Genomic DNA, 20,071 nt, shown 5'->3' on the forward strand with positions numbered 1-20,071 from the left:
AAGTATCATTATATTGTTAGGATCGAAGTTAGAGCATTATTTGAAGGGGAGAGTAGGGAGAAAATTTGAGTACAGGATTAGTTAAATATGATTGGAATTTCATTGAAAATTATAGTGATGAAGAAATCAGCTATTTTCTAAGCTTAGAAGGAAAATCTATAGAAGCCATATGTAAAATTAGAAATTTAGATAGAGCCACAGTTCAAAAACATCTCATAAATTGCAAAATAAAATACAGGTTTTTAGTTAAAAGTGAATCGTCATCAGATCTATTTAAATCCCTAATTTTAGCAGCTAAGGAAGAAAGAATTTTGGTTTTGAATAGTTTAGATAGAGTTAATAAAGAAAAGCTAATTCATTTTTTAGTTAAAAACTATATGGAGCTAGGTCTTAAGGACAAAGAAGCCGCCATATGGATCATGGGTGAACTAAAAAGTAATGTCACCGTAGACATACTTATAAAGGCAACGGTTAATAATCATGTAAATATTAGAAGAATGGCAATTTCAGCTCTTGGAAAAATAGGTGATTCCAGAGCTGAGAGAGCTCTTATTAGAGCTTTGGAGGATAAAAATCCTCAAGTAATAAGTTATGCAGTTAAGTCCTTACAGAAGATAAGCAGTGGAGAAGCCGATGATAAAATAAGAGCTTTATTTAATAGTACTGATAAAGAGTATATTAAAAAGGCTTGTGAGGGTTATATTAAGCAAAGAGATAATGAAGAATTAAATTTTCAAGATATAAGTGACGGAGATAAAAATAATGATTAATATTTTATTATCTATATTATGCAGTTCTTTAATAGCTATTGTATTTAAGTTTAGTGAAGGTAGAGAAAGTAATAGATATATGGTAACTAGCATAAATTATCTATCAGGAATGATGGCAAGTATAATAATGATGGGAAGTTTAAATATTTTCCACATAAATTGGTTTTCTATGTTTATGCAGGAATTTAATCAGGTACTTATAAGTGGACAACTTTTCTCTAAAGAAGGAACAGGAGCTTTAGCAATAATTCTAGGTATAATAACAGGTATTTTATATTTTTTAAGTTTTATTCTATATCAAAAATCTGTAGGAAAGAATGGAGTATCTGTATCTGCAACTTTTATGAAGCTAGGAGTATTAATACCTACAATTTTATCTGTTATACTATTAGGAGAGACCATAGAATTATTACCTATATTAGGAATAATCTTGTCTATCATAGCTATAATAGTTATAAATCTAAATAACAAAGAAGAACAAAAGGTTAAAGATACTATGAAAGTAGATTTAATACTTCTTTTTATACTAGCTGGTGGAGGAGATTTTGTAACAAAGCTATTTCAAAACTTTGGTATGGTACAATATAAAAATTTATATTTATTTTATACTTTCCTAACGGGATTTACTATAAGCTTAATTATGTTAATTATTAAAAATAGAAAAGTAAAGTTAATAGATATGTGTTTTGGTGTCATGGTAGGTATTCCTAATGTATTAATGCCAAGCTTTTTAATAAAGGGCTTAGAAGAAGTAAGAGCAGTTATAGCCTTTCCTATGGTAAGTGCAGGAACTATTTTAATCACAAACTTTTGTGGAGTTATATTCTTTAAAGAAAAGTTAGGGAAGAAGGAGATTACTGCTATAGTACTTACCATAATAGCCATAATACTTATGAGCTAACAGTCTTCGAGAAATCTTCATTATGGTTTAGAGTACAGAAATCTATTTTAAATATTATAGAGGGGGCTTAAATATGAGTTATTTTACAGTGAAAGGGAGTGCTACTTCAGAATTTCAAGAAAAGAAATCTACATTTATAGGATACATAAAGAGAGTAAATACTGAAGAAGAAGCAAAGAACTTTGTAAATGAAATAAAGAGTATGCATAAAGAAGCAACCCACAATGTTTATGCTTATATAGTGGGAGAAAATAAAGGCATACAAAGATACAGTGATGACGGTGAACCCCAAGGAACAGCAGGCATTCCAGTTTTAGAAGTCATAAAGAAAAATGATTTAACCGATGTAGCGGTGGTAGTTACTCGTTACTTTGGTGGTATTCTTTTAGGGGGAGGTGGGCTAATAAGAGCTTACTCTAAAGGAGCCTCTTCAGCCATTGAAGAAGCAGGTGTTGTAGAAAAAGTAAAGGGCTTAAAATTAAGATTTACTTTAGAATATGATTTAATAGGTAAAATACAATACCTATGTGGTACAAATAATTGGCATATTGAAGATACCATATATACAGATAAAGTGGAGTTATCACTGTTCACAGAGGTAGAAAATAAGGAAACAATAATTGCAGATTTTGTAGAGGCTACTAGTGGAAAAGTAACTATATGTGAAGAGGATGAAGAGTATTTATTTAAAGAAGGATACAGATATTATAGAGCTATTGAAGGATAGCTCTTGAAATTTGAAATTATTAGACATATTATGTTATAATAGGTACATTGATTCTAAAGTTAATAATTATATATATAGTACAGGAGGAAGTTAATATGTCAGGACATTCAAAGTGGCATAATATCCAAGCTAAAAAGGGTAAAGCAGATGCTAAGAGAGGTAAAATATTTACTAAAATAGGTAAGGAAATAGTTGTTGCAGCTAAAAACGGTGGCTCTAATCCAGAGACAAATGCTAAGCTTAGAGACGTTATAGCAAAAGCAAAAGCAGCTAATATGCCTAATGATACAATTACTAGAGCAATTAAAAAAGCCGCAGGAGAGTTAAGTGCAGTAAACTATGAAACTATAATCTATGAAGGATACGGACCAGAAGGAATAGCAGTTATAGTTGAGTGTCTTACTGAGAATAAAAATAGAACAGCAGGAAATGTAAGATACGCCTTCTCTAAACAAGGTGGAAATATGGGAACCGTTGGATGTGTAGGCTTCATGTTCCAAAGTAAAGGTGAAATCATCATAGAAAAAACTGATTCAGTAGATGAAGATGAGTTAATGATGATGGCTTTAGATGCAGGTGCTGAGGACTTTGTAGCTGAAGATGAAGTATTTGTAGTAACTACAACTCCAGAAGACTTTGGTACTGTGAGAGAAGCTTTAGAATCTAACGGAATAGAATTCTTAGAAGCAGATGTTAAAATGATTCCAGACACATACACTGAAATTAATGAAGAAGTTGCGACTAAATTCCAAAAGATGTTAGATGTTTTGGAAGATGATGATGATGTACAAAATGTATATCATAATGCTGAATTCCCAGAAGGATGGGAAGGGTAGTAGTGAGTAACCGTTGGTATTACTAACTTTGAAATTTATTCATTAATTACTAATAAATAATATGATTATGACATACAATGATTATGAATGATATGTGTTTAAAATTGCAAGTTGCTTTCTATAAATAGGATAGTAAGTAACTTGCAACCATATAATTTAACTTTAATGTTGCATTATTAATAACAATATACCCTTAATGATACTCTTGTTGAATTTCATGTTGCGTTTCATCCATCTTAGGCTTTATTAGTTGTATTATTATTGATTGTAGCATAAACTATAACAAAATATCATAAATGATAATTGAACTAGTTGTCTTTTACATAAAATAACTTCTTATTTTATTAAGTAATCTTAAGGAGGATGTATAGAATGGGATTAATAGTGACTCTAGTGAAAGAAGCAAAACCTTATGATAAGAATAGTATGGAATCATTGTTAATTAAATTTGATTCTATTACTAATAGTTTACCAAGGAAGCTAAGATATGACTGTGCTAAAAATAATTTATTTAATTAGGGAATATCTTTAACTTATCTGAGGGAACATTAGTAAATTACATCAAGAAATCCTTATATTAGATTATTATAGTCTAAATAAAACTCATATTTAATGAAGTTGAAATGGATAATTAATTTTCAGAATTATCAGATAATTTGTAGCTATAAAAATAGAATACTTTTATATTAATTTATAGGCTTTAGGCATATAAATAATAAACCCAAAATGTGTTCTCTTAGCAAAAAGTCATTACAGTCTTACTAATAAATAAATATATCAAGTAAGGAGTGTGAAATAAATGATGGAGAATGAAATTCTAAAGGTAGCTTTATCCCAAGGTATTTGGGCTGTACTAAGTATATTTTTATTATTCTATATACTAAAAGCTCAAGAAAAAAGAGATGTGAAGCAAGAAGAAAGAGAAAAAAATTATCAAGATGTGATATCACACCTTACCGATAAATTAAGGATAGTAGATGAAGTGAAAAAAGATGTAGAAGATCTAAAAAAGGATGTAGGTGATCTAAAAAATTATATGAGAAAAAGTTAATAAGTCAAAAATATAATCAAAGCATTAATTCTTATATAAAATCATAACACTCCCATATTAAAATCTCTGAAACCCGCATGGACAGAACAAATAGTTAACTAGTTAACTAGCGAAATAGGCATATATTTATATATTTAAAGATTTCCCTATATAAATAGTTATATAGGGAAATTTTTTAATAATACATCTAGTAAATTAGCAATTTATATAAAGACTTCTCTGCTAATCTTTATTAATAAGTTATTTCATCCTTCTCAGAATGATCTTTGCTATTAGCGTAGGAGCCTATTTTAACTCCATCTATTATTCCTACATCTGCACCATCCTTAGGATACATTTTTCTTAGTTCAGCTTGACTTCTTTTTTGATCCTTAAGACGACTTTTATTATTATCAACCATAAAAACACCTCCTTAAATGATATAAAGGATAACTACACAATTATTTTGTCCTTAAAGTAAGAAATTATTAAGGAAAGTAAAGGATTAGCTTCCTTAGAAAGAGACATTACCATTTTATTAAAGGTATAGATTGAATGTTTGGACACATAATAATGTTGACAATAAAATTATATGGGAGGTATTAAAAATGGCTAAAAATCATAAAAAGCATGAACATACTCCAAGTAACCCTAAGACTGGAAATGTAAAAGATCATATATCTTCAAAGGCAGGAATTAAATCTCCTAAGGAAAAAGAATAGCTTAATATATTTACGTAAGGTATAGGTTATTTTGAATAAGTAAATGACTATCTCAATAAAGAGATAGTCATTTACTTAAATAGAAACATAAAGTTTTAATTAAGGAACTATTCATCTAGAGGTAGACAAATATATGAGTTATACATTAGATAAATAAGTTAAGTCCAGCATCTTCTGTGGAAGCTAAATACGTTGCAACTCCACCAACCTCAACTTCAGGAATTAATTCTTCATGTTTAATACCCATTAAATCCATAGACATAGCACAAGCAATGATTTTAACTCCCATTTTAAGAGCATTAGCAATTAAAGTATCAAGGTCATCTACATTATTTTTAGCCATAATGTTTTTAATCATAGCAGGGCCCATACCAGCCATATTCATTTTAGATAATGGAAGCTTTCCAGTGCTGCTTGGAAGCATCATATCAAACATTTTTTCCATGGTATCCTTTTTAACAGAAGGCTTATCTTTTCTTTTTAAGATATTAAGTCCCCAGAAAGTAAAGAACATGGTAACTGGTTTTCCCATGGATGCTGCACCAGTAGCTATGATGAAGGAAGCTATAGCTTTATCAAGGTCACCACTGAAAACTACAAGGGTTGCACCATCCTTTTTAGAAATATCACAACTAATAGGCGATGAGCTACTTGTTAGATCTTGAGAGGTACCTTTTTTGATTAATGCTACAAAGGCTTTTTCTTTTTTATCAAATTCACCTTTTACAAGGGTATTTCCTGTTTTACTACACCAACTATTGATGTCCTTTTGGAAACCTGGATCAGAAGCTTTAACTTCTAAGATATCTCCATCCTTCATTTTGCCAATTTCCTCAAAAACTCTTCTAATAGGACCTGGACATTGAAGTCCACAAGCATCAAGACTTACAGTAACTTTACTAGAATCTTCTATATTAGAAGAAGTACTAGTTTCACAAGTACAGTCTTCAGTATTATTATTTAAGTTAGATTGAGTATCTTTATTATTTAAAGAAGATTTAACGGTAGCATAAGTTTTATAACCACCATCTAAGTTCACACAATTAAATCCATATTGAGAAAGTATTCTACAGCCGATATATCCACGAAGACCTACTTGACAATAAACATAGATTGTTTTGTCCTTTGGTATTTTATTTAAATTATTTCTAAGGGTACCTAGAGGAATATTTATAGCATTTTCTATATGACCAACTTCAAACTCCATCTCTTCTCGTACATCTAGGATAAATTCATTGTTAGCTATTAAATTATCAACTTCATCCCATTGAACTATAGAAACTAAATTATCCATTATATTAGTTCCTATATATCCAGCCATATTAACAGGGTCTTTTGCAGAAGAATATGGTGGAGCGTAGCATAATTCTAACTCAGGTAAATCTGTAACCTTTAGATCACCTTTTATAGCAGTAGCTATAACATCGATACGCTTTTCTACGCCATCTAAACCTACACCCTGTGCTCCTAATAGTTTTCCATCCTTTGGATTGAATAAAACTTTAAGAGAGATAGGAAAGGCACCAGGATAGTAACCAGCATGGGAATTTGGATGTAAATGGATTGCCTTATACTCTAAGTTAAGTCTTTTTAAAGTTTTTTCATTATTGCCTGTAGTTGCAACAGTTAGTGAAAATACCTTTGCTACAGAAGAACCTAAAGTACCATTATATTCAGCTTTTTTACCACAGATATTATCAGCTACAACATGCCCTTGTCTATTAGCTGGCCATGCAAGTGGAATCATAGTTGGATTACCATTTATATAATCAATTACTTCTACAGCATCACCAAGAGCGTAGATGTTTTCATCAGAAGTTTTCATTTCTTTATTTACAACAATTGCTTTTCTATTGTTAACTTCTAGACCAGCATCTATGGCAATCTTACTTTCAGGAGAAACTCCTATTGATAAAACAATCATGTCTGTTACAATTTCTTTACCACTATTTAAAACTACTTTTTTACCACGGTTTTCAAAGGATTTAACTCCATCTTTAAGAATTAAATTAACTCCATTTTGAAGTAGATGTTCATGAACTATTGCTGCCATTTCGTAATCTAGAGGAGCCATTACTTGATCTGCCATCTCTACAAGAGTTACAGAAACTCCTCTTTCATTAAGGTTTTCAGCCATTTCAAGACCTATAAAGCCACCACCAACAATTACAGCTTCCTTTGGAGAGTTATTATCAACAAAGGCTTTAATCTTATCTGTATCTGGTATATTTCTAAGAGTAAATAAATTGGTTGCTTCTTTAAGGCCGGGAATAGGTGGGGTTATTGGACTAGCACCCGGTGATAAAACTAATACATCATAACTTTCTTCATAAACTTGAGAAGAACTATGATTTTTTACAGTAACTTTTTTTGCATCCTTATCAATTTTAATAACTTCACTAAAGTTTCTTATGTCAATGTTAAATCTAGAACTCATGCCTTCTACTGTTTGCACTAGGAGATTATCCCTTTCCTTTATAGTTTCACCTATATAATAAGGAAGTCCGCAATTGGCAAAAGAAATATATTCCCCTTTTTCAAACATAATTATTTCTAAAGATTCATCTAGTCTTTTTAAACGTGCAGCAGTAGAAGCCCCACCAGCAACTCCACCAACGATAATAACTTTTTTACTCATAATAAAATCTCCTTTCAATATTAAACAATACAAATAGTATAAACAATATAACCTTTACAATACTCAGGAACAATTAAATCTTAATATTTATATATAATAATAATACGATGTAAAATATTTATAAAAAAGAAGTCTAAAGAATTTTGACTTCTTAATAGTTAAAATAATACTTCTATTAACTTTTTTATATTCTCATCACTAACACTATATATAATTTCAAGACCGTTACGCTGCCAGTCTATAATGCCAAAAGTTTTTAGCTTTCCAATGTGCTGCGATATAGTTGATTGAGGCATATTTAAGCAATTTTGCATATTGGTAACATTGCTTCCACCAGTTTCAATGAGACCTTTAACAATGCATAGTCTTACGGGGTGGGCTAATGCCTTTAAAATATTTGCTTTTTCTTCAAAAAGTTTTGGGTTAGTTAAAAATGTGTCATTCTCAGTCATGTTTTATACACCTCCATATCACTATATTCATATAATACGATATAGTTACAAATGTGTCAATGAAAAATAAAAAAATATATATTTAAAACATTAACTTATTTTAATTTTAGATATTGTGTTGTAATATAGAAAATTAAACTCAACTAAACTTCAGTGAGAGTAAACCTCTCTATGAAGTTTAGTTAAATTATACATTACAAGAAGAATAGGGCCACTATGGTAGTAACAATTAAACCTAAAACTACTGGTTTAAAGTTGCGCTTTGCAAGCTCAAAAGGGGATACCTTGCATATAGCAGAAACGGGGATAATTGCCCAAGGTATTAATGTGCCTCCACCTACCCAAATAGCACCTAATTGTCCAAGAGCGGTTAAAGTAGCCACATTTCCACCAGTGGCTGTTCCAAATAAATTTGCAGTGGAACCGGCTAGAGCTATACCGGAAAATCCAGAACCATCTAGTCCAGTGATTGCACCTACAGTAGTTACACCAAAAGCACTTAAAAAATTGTTTAGTGGAACTGCCTTAGAAAGGGCAAAACCTAAGTCGTTTACTATACCTAAGGAGCCAGTAGGTAAATAGTTACCTATAATAGCTGTAAATCCATCACCCCCTACATAGAAAAAGGCAGCAATTGGAACTACTATTCCAAAAACTTTAAAGCCAAATTGGAAACCTTCTACAAGATATCTAGTGATTTTATCAAGAGAAGCCTTTTTATAAGATTTTATAGATATCAATATGAGTATAATTAAGGTTGTACCACCGATTAGTGCTGTAGCATCTCCACCTTTTAAGTTTAAAGAAACCATCAAAAATACATCAATAGAAAAGAGAAGAGGAATTAATATTGCAAAAAAAGATTTCCATCCTTTGCTTAAAAGAGATTCATCTGTAGACTGAACCTCTTCTGAATATTCAGTGTAGGTGAGATTTTCAAGGGTTCCATTTTTCATATCTTTCTTTAGCATGATAAAGGCTGTAACAGTAGTGACAATTCCCATAATAATTATTAGAGGAATACTAGCTTTAACTACTTCAGATACAGGAATACCAGCAGCATCCGCAGTTAATTTTGGAGCAGCTTGAATTACAAAGTCTGTAGACAATGCAATACCATGACCGAAAAGATTCATAGCTATGGCAGCACCTATGGCAGGGAGACCAGATTTGATAGCAACAGGAACTAATACAGCTCCAACTAGTGCAACGGCTGGAGATGGCCAAAAGAAATAAGAAATAATCATCATTATTATACCTATACCCCAAAAGGCTATAAAATCATTTTTCATAAACTTACTAAAGGGTTCTATCATAACTTTACTTATGCCAGTATAGGATAATGCTTTACTTAATCCAGCAATTATAGATATTATAAGTATTGTTGGCAGTAATTCCGTAATTGAGTAGATAAAACTATTAAAAATACTAATTAGAGATGCAGGAATAGATTTAGTGCTAATTAATGCAATTAATACTACTCCAACAATGCAAATAAGGGAACAGTCTAATTTTTTTATCATTGCTATTAAAATTAATATAATAAAAATTAAATATATATAGTGTATTGCGGTTAATTCAATCATTTGTAGCCTCCTACTAACTTATCCTAATTTAATAATAGAATATGCTGACAGGAGAAATTAGTGTTAAAAAAGCAAGATGGAAATTTTAAAAATTCAGGTTTTCATTGGTTAGTTCTATGGACTAAAAATATAAGAGGTTTTATATTATGAATAAAACTGTTTAAATAGTTTTAAATAATATATAATAATAGTATGATATTTTGGAACAAATTGAAGAATTGAGGAGAAATAATATGAATAATTTTAAATTTAAACATAAGGATGAAGAGTTTATTTTATCAGAAGATAACCTTTCTTATATTGAAGCTGAGGAAGTACAAGATTTTACCATAGAAAAAGCATTAGAAATTTTAGAAGAAGGTAAAGAAAAAGTAGAATTTGACTATGAATATTATGCTGATAACTGTGAAGCATGTGGAAATAGTGAAGTTATAGATAAAAAACATTATAGATATTTAGAGTATCATTTTTATATTTTTACTAAAGAAGGAAAATATATAATTAGTAATATAAGTAATGAGTTTGAAACCACTACTTATTCCAAATTAGAGAGAATGAAAAAAATTGATGAAAGTTATATAGTATCTATTATCATCTGTGAAAGTTGTAAGAATTTTGCAATAGAAGTTGAACAGTGTGATATGTAAATAAATAACTGTGATATATAATTAAATAATTGTGACATGAATTTAAATAACTGTGACTTGAATTTAAATATCTGTGTATATTTTTAGGTTAATTCCATATACTCTTTAATGGAAGAAGAATGGAGATGTATAATTTATAAATTTTTGTAAGCAATAGTGTATAAACATATCAAAGCTGGATACAATTCCTAGTAGGAGGGATTGTATGATTGAAAGATATAAAAAAAATAAAGGATTATATATTTTTATAGCCTCTGTAGGAATAATAGTTTTTTTACTTAGCTATACTGTAAGTATAGCATTCTTAAGAAGTTCAAAAGATGGAGGAGCTGGAATTTTAGGCGAAGCATCTCAAGCAAGCTTTTTAAATATGAATGATGTATTAATTTCAGATAAAAGTAATATAGAGTTCATGTTAAACTATAAAAACTCTTTAGGTAAGGTAAAGATTAATGATAAATTAGATAAAACTATAAATGTAGAAAAAGATAATTTGATTGGTCTTAATCAGGAGCAGGCTGAAAAGATATTTTCTAGTTTTGGATACAAGGTAGAAAAATTCACAAAAGAAGATATTATATTTGTAAAGGACATAGAAGGATATTCCTACAAAGAAGATTCTTATTTTATAGGAATAAAGGATGAAAATATTGTTATTTATAATAAGGATTCTAATGGAACAATAAAAGTAGTAGAAGAGAAGATATTGAATCCTAAAGATGATAATGGACAGTCGTATTTAAAAATTAACGACATAGAGAACAGAGGTAATCTTTTGAGGACATTCTACGAAGGACATAAAGATTATCAGTTTTCCAATATACAAGAGGCTATGGAATATGCTCAGGCTCTTTGTAGCACATAGTGTCAGAAAGGGAGTGTTTCAAAAGGAATTTTGAAACACTCTTTTTTCATGAGAAATTGTAGAAATGGTATAAATTTAATTTGAAATAAGTTTAAAATAGTTTTTATTGAATTGTTATATTGTAGATGGTAAAGTATAATATAGTTACGATTGTAAGGTAATATAATTAATTAGTGAAGTTTAATATCAATACATATAGGTATATAATAGATTATAGGTCTAAATTTGCAGATGATGACTATATAGTAATGAAGAATTAACAAATGGTTAAATAAAAAAGATAGGTGACAAAGCATGTATGAATATATAAAAGGAATTTTTAAGTCTATAGAAAAGGAATATATAGTTATAGAATGTGGTAATATTGGATATAAAATTTTCACATCAGGTAGTACAATTTCTAATATGCCAGCTATAGATCAACAAATAAAGATTTATACTCATCAAATTGTAAGAGAAGATTTCATTGGACTTTATGGTTTTTTAACTAAAGATGAAATATCCATGTTTAATCTTCTTATTTCCATTAATGGTGTAGGACCTAAGGCGGCACTATCACTCATGTCTATTGCCAATGTTTCTACATTAAAGTATGCTATAATTACCGATGATGATAAATTAATAACTAAGGCACCGGGCATTGGTAAGAAAACTGCTCAAAGGATCATATTAGAACTTAAGGATAAGATAACCGTAGGAGGCGCCATGCCAAAGGGAACTACTATTAGTGATATTGACATAGATAATGAAAAACTATCAGAAGCAGTGGGGGCACTTATAGCTCTTGGATACTCAGATAAAGAGGCAGAAAAAGCAATAGAAAAAGCTAATAGAAGTAATAGTGTTGAAGATATTATAAAGGAATGTTTGAAAATTTTAATGGGATAATAACCTTATTAAGGGTTTTTAGTTAAGGAGGGGGATTATGGAAGATAGAGTTATTACATCTAATATTATTGAGGAAGATATAGAAGTAGAATATTCCTTAAGACCTCAGCGACTTAAGGAATATATAGGACAAGAAAAAGTTAAAAATAAGTTAGATATATTTTTAAAAGCTGCAAAGATGAGAAAAGAACCCTTAGACCATTTATTATTATATGGACCACCAGGCCTTGGTAAAACTACATTAGCTAACATAGTAGCAAAAGAAATGGGTGGAAATTTAAAAATTACATCTGGTCCTGCTATAGAGAGAGCTGGAGATTTAGCAGCATTGTTAACTAATCTAAATACCAATGATGTATTATTCATAGATGAAATTCATAGATTGAATAGGTCTGTAGAAGAAATTTTATATCCAGCCATGGAAGATTTCGCTTTAGATATTGTTATTGGTAAGGGGGCATCAGCAAAATCTATAAGACTAGATTTACCTAAATTTACTCTCATAGGAGCAACTACAAGGGTAGGACTTTTGACTGCACCTTTAAGAGATAGATTTGGAGTACTATGTTCAATGGAATATTATAATGATGACGAGCTTAAAGAAATTGTTTTAAGGTCTTCTGAAATATTAGGAGTTGAAATTGATAAGGAAGGTGCCTTTAGTCTGGGAATGAGATCTAGAGGAACACCAAGGATAGCTAATAGGTTACTAAAAAGAGTTAGAGATTACTCTATGGTTAAAGGTATAAGTGTAATTGATATTAACATGGTGGAGCAAGCAGCTGAACTTTTAGAAGTGGATAGAGAAGGCTTTGATAGATTAGATAATAAGATATTAGAAGCTATAGTGGATAACTTTAATGGGGGACCCGTTGGAGTTGAGACACTAGCTTATTTTATAGGTGAAGAAGTCAGTACCATTGAGGATGTATATGAACCATACCTGATACAAAAGGGGTTTATTGTAAGAACTCCAAGAGGTAGAATGGCGGCAAAGAAAGCCTATGAACATTTAGGAAGGATTATTCCAGATCATATATTATAGAAATAAACATATAGATAGAATAGGGAAGTGTATAGACTTTGAAAGTAAAGGATTTTTATTTTGATTTACCAAAGGAATTAATAGCCCAGCATCCTTTAAAAAAAAGAGATGAATCAAGGCTTATGGTTCTAAATAAAAAAAGTGGTGAAGTAGAACATAAAGTGTTTAAAGATATTATAGAGTATTTAAATCCAGGAGATTGTCTTGTATTAAATGATACAAGAGTTATGCCGGCTAGACTTTATGGAGCTAAGGAAGGCTCCGGTGGTAAAATGGAGTTTTTGCTTTTAAATAGGCATGAAGACGATATATGGGAAACCTTAGTTAAGCCTGGTAAAAGAGGAAAAGTTGGAGCTAAATTTGTATTTGGAAATGGAGAACTAAAAGCCGAGGTAGTAGAAGTTTTAGACAATGGAAATAGAAAAGTAAAGTTTTACTATAATGGTATATTTGAAGAAGTATTAGATAGACTTGGCGAAATGCCATTGCCACCATATATAGAAGAAAAACTGGAAGATAGAGAAAGATACCAAACGGTTTACTCAAAGGAAGTAGGTTCTGCAGCAGCCCCTACAGCAGGACTACACTTTACAGATGAGTTACTACAAGCTATCAAAAAAAAGGGAATTAATATAGCTTTTGTAACTTTGCATGTGGGACTTGGAACCTTTAGACCAGTAAAAGCTGAAGATATTCAAGATCATGAAATGCATTCTGAGTATTATATTTTAGATAAGGAAAACGCTGAAATAATAAATAATGCTAAAAGAAGTGGGAAAAGAGTTATAGCTGTAGGAACCACATCAAATAGAACCCTTGAAAGTATAGCTAATGAAGAAGGTCAAGTTAAAGAACAATCAGGATATACTAGTATATTCATATATCCAGGGTATAAATTTAAAATAGTAGATGCCATAATAACTAATTTTCATTTGCCAGAATCTACTTTAATAATGCTTATAAGTGCTTTTTCAACTAGGGAAATAGTGATGAATGCTTATAAAATTGCAGTAGAAAACAAATATAGATTCTTTAGTTTTGGTGATGCTATGTTTATCCATGAATAGGAAGGACGATGAATAGGTGTATAAATTACTTAAAAAGAGTGGAAAAGTTAGACGTGGGGAATTTGTTACTCCTCATGGTACAATACAGACCCCTGTGTTCATGAATGTTGGAACTTTGGCTGCAATAAAAGGAGCAGTATCATCCATGGATTTAAAAGAAATTGGGTGTCAGGTAGAATTGTCAAATACATATCATCTTCATTTAAGACCAGGAGATGAAGTAGTTAAAAAAATGGGAGGACTTCATGAATTTATGAATTGGGATAGACCTATTCTTACAGATTCAGGTGGGTTTCAAGTGTTCTCATTAGCAAGCATGAGAAAAATTAAAGAAGAGGGTGTATACTTTAGCTCTCATATAGATGGTAGGAAAATATTTATGGGACCTGAAGAAAGTATGCAAATTCAAAGTAATCTAGCTTCAACTATTGCTATGGCCTTTGATGAGTGTATTCCAAATCCATCTTCAAGAGAATATGTAGAAAAATCTGTAGCAAGAACTACTAGATGGCTTGAAAGATGTAAAGTAGAGATGGATAGATTAAATGCAGATCCTAATACAATAAATAAAAAGCAAATGCTATTTGGTATAAATCAAGGTGGAGTTTACGAGGATATTAGAATAGAACATGCTAAGACCATTAGAAAACTAGACCTGGATGGATATGCAATTGGAGGATTGGCTGTTGGTGAAAGTCATGAGGACATGTATAGAGTTATTGATGCGGTAGTTCCATATCTTCCAGAGGATAAACCAATTTATCTTATGGGAGTTGGTACTCCAGAAAATATATTAGAGGCAGTTTCAAGAGGTGTAGATTTCTTTGATTGTGTATTACCAGCTAGAAATGGAAGGCATGGACATGTGTTTACTAAGTATGGTAAAATAAACATCATGAATGCTAAATATGAATTAGATAAAAAACCTATAGATGAAGGATGTGATTGTCCTACTTGTAGGCATTATACAAGAGGATACATAAGGCACTTATTTAAAGCCAAGGAAATGTTGGCAATGAGACTTTGTGTGCTTCATAACTTATATTTCTATAATAAATTAATGGAGGATATAAGAAATGCAATTGATGGGGATTACTTTGAAGAATTTAAAAATCAAAGACTTTCAGAGTGGGGAAAAAAATAATTAGGTATCTATTTTTTAAATATATACATAACTAGTGAAAGGAGAGATATTATGCAAAACTTAATGGCGTTTCTTCCAATGGTACTTGTACTTGTGTTGTTTTACTTCATGATTTTCATGCCAGAAAAGAAAAGAAAGAAACAATACAATGATATGTTGAATTCTTTAGCTATAAATGATGAGATTATGACTAAAGGTGGAATCATGGGAAGAATAATAAATATTCAAGAAGAATATATTATTTTAGAAAGTGGTCCAGATAGAGCAAGAATAAAAATGAGCAAACTAGGTATTGCTTCAGTTACAAAATCAGCTAATGAACCAGAAGAAATAAAGGCATAATCATCATAAAACCCCTTATATAAACATATTTATTAATATAAGGGGGTTTTGGGTATGTATAAAAAGTTTAATTATTCCGCTATAGGAGTAGGGGTGCTAAGAGCATCAATTTTAACAGTAATTTGCGTTTTAGTATATTCACTAGTTACTTCATATTTCCCATTTAGTGACGCAGTCACATCAGTATTTTTAGTTATAGCTACATTGGCTAGTGTGGTATATGGAGCTATATATGCTACATTAAAAATGGGAAGCAAAGGTTGGCTTGTGGGGTTGCTAGTAGCAGTATTTTATATGTTAATACTTTATATAGTATCCTTATGCTTTGGAAATGACTTGGCATTAGGAGGAAAAGACGTAGTTAGATTAATTTTAGCATTAGCAGCAGGATCATTGTCAGGAATGCTAGGAGTGAATCTATAGATATTATCAATTTTAGGAGGAATAAAAATGAAACATATAAAAACTATCAACAAATCTAACATTAAAGAAAGTTTAAAAAAACCAGGTTGTAAAGAGTGTGCTAACTCATGTCAATCAGCTTGCAAAACTTCTTGTACAGTAGCTAATTTAGAGTGTGAAAACTAATCATTTTAAAGGCAGTAACAAAAAGTTACTGCTTTGTGTTTAGTTAGGAGGAAAAACAATGGAATTAATTCACAAATTTAGACAAGGCAATGATTTTTATGTTATAGATGTAAATTCAGGTGCAGTTCATGAAGTAGATGAGCTTGTATATGACATGTTAGACTCAGATAAACTTAAAACTAAAGACGAGTTAAAAGAAATATATAAGGATAGATACTCCAGTGAAGAAATTGATGATGTATATGAGGAATTAGAATCTTTAGTTCATGAAGAAATGCTTTATTCTAAAGATTTATATGAAAATATAGCAATGATGAGTGGACAAGCAGAGGTAGCCATTAAAGCCCTTTGTCTTAATATAATTCATGATTGTAATTTGAAGTGCAAATATTGTTTTGCCGATGAAGGAGAATATAAGGGTTGTAGAAAAACCATGAGCGCACAAACCGGTAAAGACGCTATAGATTTTGTTATAAAAAACTCAGGTAAAAGAAAAAATATAGAAATTGACTTATTTGGTGGAGAGCCACTTATGGCCTTTGATATCATAAAGGAAATAGTAGATTACGGTAGAGAACAAGAAAAACTTCACAATAAAAACATTAGATTTACTATGACTACTAACTCTACTCTTTTAAATGATGAAATAATGGACTACCTTGATAAAAACATGGGAAATATAATTTTAAGTATAGATGGAAGAAAAGAAGTCAATGATAAAGTAAGAATAAGATTTGATGGAACTGGTACCTATGAATCTATATTACCTAAAATAAAGAAAATGGTAGATATAAGAGATAAGTCTAAGACTTATTATGTAAGAGGTACTTTTACAAGAGAAAATACAGATTTCTTTGAAGATGTAAAGCATATGGTGGAGCTAGGCTTTGATGAAGTATCTATTGAACCAGTAGTACTTCCAGATGACCATGAACTTTCATTAAGAGAAGAGGACCTTCCTACAATTTTTGAACAATATGATAAATTATATGAATATATGGTTGAAAAATATGAAGCAGGAAAATCCTTTAAATTCTATCACTTCAATATAGATTTACAAGGAGGTCCATGCATCTATAAGAGAATTTCAGGATGTGGAGCTGGACATGAGTATGTAGCAGTTACTCCTGATGGAGAAATATATCCTTGTCATCAATTTGTAGGGAATAAAGACTTTCTTATGGGAGATATATATGAAGGGGTTAAGGACTTTTCTATAGTTCAAAATCTTAAGGATGCTCATATATATAATAAACCTACATGTAAAAACTGCTGGGCAAGATTCTACTGTAGTGGAGGATGTCAAGCTAACAACTTTAACTTTAATGGTGATGTTCACGTGCCATATGAATTAGGTTGTAAAATGCAAAAGAAGAGAATAGAGTGTGCTATTGCTTTAAAAGCGAAAACAATGAATAAATAATTGTGTTTTAAAGGATAGAATTAAAAATTCTATCCTTATTTTGATAAAAAATAAGAAGTATACAGAAAATTAAGTTATATGTACTTGATTTTATCCATACAATACCTGTAAAATAAATAATAAATAGACAATTAGAAAATACAATTAGAAAACAGGAAGGGGATAACCATGAGGAGGAAAAATAGAAAAAGTGGAATTGTAGTTATCATAGCAATAATATTAATAGGTCTTTTTGCATACGCTGGTCTTTATGGGGTGAATTTAGGTAATTATAGAATCAAAACCTTTGGAAGTAGTATTGATAAAGGGCTTGATTTAGTAGGAGGAACTTCTCTTTTAATGGAGATAAAGGAGGAGAAGGTAGATCAAGCTGTTATAGATAGAACTATAGAACTTATTTCTATGAGAATAAATAAAGATGGAGTAAGCGAAATTCCTATAACTCAAGAAGGCGAAAATAGAATTAGAATAGAAATACCAGGAGAGTTTGATACAGATAAGGTTTTAGATACCATTGGTAAAACTGGTGAATTAACCTTTGAAGGTCCAGATGGAAAAGTAATTTTAACTGGTAAAGAGGTTAAAGAAGCAGGAGCATATATATCTCAAGATAATAAGTATGTTGTTAATCTTGAATTAAATGAAGATGGAACTGCAAAATTTGCGGAAGCAACTAAGACTTTCTTAAATAAAAGTATAGCTATAAAAATGGATGGTGAAGTTTTAACTAATCCAACAGTTAATGCTGTTATTAGTGATGGAAAGGCAATTATTGAAGGTATGAGTTCTTTAGAAGAGGCAAATTCTATTGCTAGTATCATAACTTCGGGAGCTCTTCCAGTAAAAATAGAAGCTACTTCAGTTAAAACAGTAGGACCAACTATTGGAGCTGAGGCATTATCCCTTAGTAAAAAGGCAGCCATGATTGGTATAGCTTGTATAATACTATTTATGGTTGCATACTATAGAGTTCCAGGAATAATTGCTTCTGTGGCTATAGTTTTATATGTAAGTTTATTACTTGTAATATTCTCTCAATTTGGAGTAGTATTAACTTTAGCAGGTATAGCAGGGTTAATTCTTACCATTGGTATGGCTGTAGATGCTAATGTTCTCATATTTGAAAGAACTAAGGAAGAGTTAAGATTAGGTAAATCTATAAAGACTTCTGTTGAAGCTGGTTATAGTAGAGCATTATCGTCAATTTTAGACTCTAACATAACTACAATTATTGCAGCACTAGTATTATATTTTCTAGGTTCAGGTTCTGTTAAGGGATTTGCAGTAACGCTACTTATAGGTATTATTGTAAGTATATTTACTGCCTTATTTGTTACAAAGTTTCTACTCAATAATGCTGTAAATGCAGGTTGGATAAATAAACCATCATATTTTGGCGTGAGAGAAGGAAAAAAACATGAATTTACTAGTTTAAAAATAATAGAGAAGACTAAAATATGGTTTGCTATATCAATTATTATAATTGCTATTGGAGTTGGATTTATAGCAACTAAAGGTTTAAATTATGGTATAGATTTCAAGGGTGGTACATTAATTACTTTAGATATGAATAAAGAATTCAATAAGGCTGATGTAAATACTATTATTGATAAGTATGCTAAAGATAAATACTCTACCAAATTAGCTAGTGAAGGAAAAGAGATACAAATTATTGTTCAAGAAGGGGTATTGAATGAAGAAAAAACTAATGCTCTTATTGATGAAATAAAAGAAAAGTATTCATTAGAAGATAGTGCACTTATTGGCAAGGAAAGTATAGGAGCTACTGTTGGAAATGAATTAAAGAAAAAGGCATTGTTAGCATTAGGAGTTGCATCTATTGCTATGCTTATATATATTACTGCTAGATTTGAATTTAGCTATGCAGCAGCATCTATTATAGCTTTACTTCATGATGTATTAATTACACTTTCTTTCTATGCTATATTTGGAATTCAAGCCAATTCACCATTTATAGCAGCTATTTTGACTATAGTAGGATATTCTATTAATGATACTATTGTTATCTTTGATAGAATAAGAGAAAATGTTAAGAGAAACAGAAGGATGGATCAATCAGAGGTTGCTAATATGAGTATAACAGAAACTATGACTAGAAGTATAAATACATCCTTAACAACACTTATAACTATAGTGGCAGTTTATGTTCTAGTACCATCCATAAGAGAGTTCTCACTTCCACTTATAGTGGGAATTGCCTGTGGAGCGTATTCTTCAATATTTATAGCTTCACCACTATGGGTAATAATTAAAAATGCAAAGCAAAAAAAGAAAGCTAAAGTAGTAGCATAATATAAACAAAGTTCATGGCGAAAAACATTTTATCATGTTTTTCGCCATTTTTATAATAATTTGTTTGTAAAATTGTCAGTTTTAAAT

General features: G+C 30.5%; 21 protein-coding genes. 17 read left to right on the forward strand and 4 right to left on the reverse strand.

The features are described 5' to 3' along the window. The first annotated feature begins 65 nt into the window (after window positions 1-65). The 6 genes from B3086_RS17060 (at window position 66) to B3086_RS17085 (ending at window position 4,285) form a co-directional block, all read left to right on the forward strand. Window positions 66-770, forward strand: coding sequence for a HEAT repeat domain-containing protein (locus B3086_RS17060; RefSeq protein ID WP_035134430.1), 705 nt, complete (start codon window positions 66-68; stop codon window positions 768-770). Further along, window positions 763-1,671 carry an EamA family transporter gene (locus B3086_RS17065; protein ID WP_346848637.1) on the forward strand — a complete coding sequence of 303 codons (909 nt, stop codon included), beginning with the start codon at window positions 763-765 and terminating at the stop codon, window positions 1,669-1,671. The genes B3086_RS17060 and B3086_RS17065 overlap by 8 nt, the downstream gene beginning before the upstream one ends. A gap of 73 nt (window positions 1,672-1,744) precedes the next feature. Further along, window positions 1,745-2,398 (forward strand): YigZ family protein, encoded by a 654-nt coding sequence (locus tag B3086_RS17070; protein ID WP_346848638.1) that lies wholly within the window; start codon window positions 1,745-1,747, stop codon window positions 2,396-2,398. A gap of 95 nt (window positions 2,399-2,493) precedes the next feature. Further along, complete coding sequence (locus B3086_RS17075) at window positions 2,494-3,234, forward strand: YebC/PmpR family DNA-binding transcriptional regulator (RefSeq protein ID WP_035134436.1); 741 nt, start codon at window positions 2,494-2,496, stop codon at window positions 3,232-3,234. A 372-nt stretch (window positions 3,235-3,606) separates the two neighbouring features. Continuing rightward, a complete protein-coding gene (locus B3086_RS17080; protein ID WP_346848644.1) occupies window positions 3,607-3,753 on the forward strand; it encodes a hypothetical protein in 147 nt (48 codons plus the stop codon). A gap of 283 nt (window positions 3,754-4,036) precedes the next feature. Continuing rightward, window positions 4,037-4,285 (forward strand): BhlA/UviB family holin-like peptide, encoded by a 249-nt coding sequence (locus B3086_RS17085; RefSeq protein ID WP_150843415.1) that lies wholly within the window; start codon window positions 4,037-4,039, stop codon window positions 4,283-4,285. Between the two features lie 232 nt (window positions 4,286-4,517). Here the strand turns inward: B3086_RS17085 and B3086_RS17090 are convergent, their stop codons facing one another. The 4 genes from B3086_RS17090 to B3086_RS17105 all read right to left on the reverse strand — a co-directional run bounded on the left by B3086_RS17090 (window position 4,518) and on the right by B3086_RS17105 (window position 9,662). Beyond that, entirely contained in the window at window positions 4,518-4,685 is a 168-nt protein-coding gene (locus tag B3086_RS17090) for a hypothetical protein (protein ID WP_198028596.1), read from the reverse strand. Between the two features lie 446 nt (window positions 4,686-5,131). Beyond that, complete coding sequence (locus B3086_RS17095; protein WP_346893974.1) at window positions 5,132-7,624, reverse strand: CoA-disulfide reductase; 2,493 nt, start codon at window positions 7,622-7,624, stop codon at window positions 5,132-5,134. A gap of 158 nt (window positions 7,625-7,782) precedes the next feature. Next, window positions 7,783-8,076, reverse strand: coding sequence for a metalloregulator ArsR/SmtB family transcription factor (locus tag B3086_RS17100; RefSeq protein ID WP_346848646.1), 294 nt, complete (start codon window positions 8,074-8,076; stop codon window positions 7,783-7,785). Between the two features lie 194 nt (window positions 8,077-8,270). Beyond that, window positions 8,271-9,662: a hypothetical protein gene (locus tag B3086_RS17105; protein ID WP_346893976.1), complete on the reverse strand. Its 1,392-nt coding sequence runs from the start codon at window positions 9,660-9,662 to the stop codon at window positions 8,271-8,273. Between the two features lie 233 nt (window positions 9,663-9,895). Here B3086_RS17105 and B3086_RS17110 point away from each other — a divergent pair, with 233 nt between their 5' ends. From B3086_RS17110 to secD, 11 genes are all read left to right on the forward strand, one after another. Next, window positions 9,896-10,309, forward strand: a complete 414-nt coding sequence (locus tag B3086_RS17110) for a DUF3785 family protein (protein ID WP_346848648.1) — start codon at window positions 9,896-9,898, stop codon at window positions 10,307-10,309. 205 nt (window positions 10,310-10,514) lie between these two features. Beyond that, entirely contained in the window at window positions 10,515-11,174 is a 660-nt protein-coding gene (locus B3086_RS17115; protein WP_346848649.1) for a hypothetical protein, read from the forward strand. A gap of 294 nt (window positions 11,175-11,468) precedes the next feature. Further along, window positions 11,469-12,062, forward strand: a complete 594-nt coding sequence (gene ruvA / locus B3086_RS17120) for a Holliday junction branch migration protein RuvA (protein WP_346848650.1) — start codon at window positions 11,469-11,471, stop codon at window positions 12,060-12,062. Window positions 12,063-12,099: 37 nt separating this feature from the next. Further along, window positions 12,100-13,107, forward strand: a complete 1,008-nt coding sequence (ruvB, locus tag B3086_RS17125) for a Holliday junction branch migration DNA helicase RuvB (protein ID WP_346848651.1) — start codon at window positions 12,100-12,102, stop codon at window positions 13,105-13,107. Between the two features lie 38 nt (window positions 13,108-13,145). Continuing rightward, on the forward strand, window positions 13,146-14,174 hold the full coding sequence (queA, locus tag B3086_RS17130; RefSeq protein WP_346848652.1) for a tRNA preQ1(34) S-adenosylmethionine ribosyltransferase-isomerase QueA: 1,029 nt from the start codon (window positions 13,146-13,148) through the stop codon (window positions 14,172-14,174). A 16-nt stretch (window positions 14,175-14,190) separates the two neighbouring features. Continuing rightward, entirely contained in the window at window positions 14,191-15,318 is a 1,128-nt protein-coding gene (tgt, locus tag B3086_RS17135) for a tRNA guanosine(34) transglycosylase Tgt (RefSeq protein WP_346848653.1), read from the forward strand. Window positions 15,319-15,369: 51 nt separating this feature from the next. Then, on the forward strand, window positions 15,370-15,660 hold the full coding sequence (gene yajC / locus B3086_RS17140; protein WP_346848654.1) for a preprotein translocase subunit YajC: 291 nt from the start codon (window positions 15,370-15,372) through the stop codon (window positions 15,658-15,660). A 54-nt stretch (window positions 15,661-15,714) separates the two neighbouring features. Beyond that, the gene (locus B3086_RS17145; RefSeq protein WP_035134467.1) at window positions 15,715-16,083 is read left to right on the forward strand and encodes a TIGR04086 family membrane protein; all 369 of its coding nucleotides are present in this window, start codon (window positions 15,715-15,717) and stop codon (window positions 16,081-16,083) included. Window positions 16,084-16,110: 27 nt separating this feature from the next. After that, on the forward strand, window positions 16,111-16,248 hold the full coding sequence (gene scfA / locus B3086_RS17150; RefSeq protein WP_035134469.1) for a six-cysteine ranthipeptide SCIFF: 138 nt from the start codon (window positions 16,111-16,113) through the stop codon (window positions 16,246-16,248). Window positions 16,249-16,306: 58 nt separating this feature from the next. Then, a complete protein-coding gene (gene scfB, locus B3086_RS17155; RefSeq protein ID WP_346848655.1) occupies window positions 16,307-17,671 on the forward strand; it encodes a thioether cross-link-forming SCIFF peptide maturase in 1,365 nt (454 codons plus the stop codon). A gap of 168 nt (window positions 17,672-17,839) precedes the next feature. Continuing rightward, a complete protein-coding gene (gene secD, locus B3086_RS17160; RefSeq protein WP_346848656.1) occupies window positions 17,840-19,984 on the forward strand; it encodes a protein translocase subunit SecD in 2,145 nt (714 codons plus the stop codon). Window positions 19,985-20,071 lie beyond the last annotated feature (87 nt).

Origin of the sequence: Clostridium sp. UBA871 (genome assembly GCF_002295255.1) — a bacterium.
In the GTDB taxonomy this organism is placed as follows: Bacteria; Bacillota; Clostridia; order Clostridiales; family Clostridiaceae; genus Clostridium_J; species Clostridium_J sulfidigenes.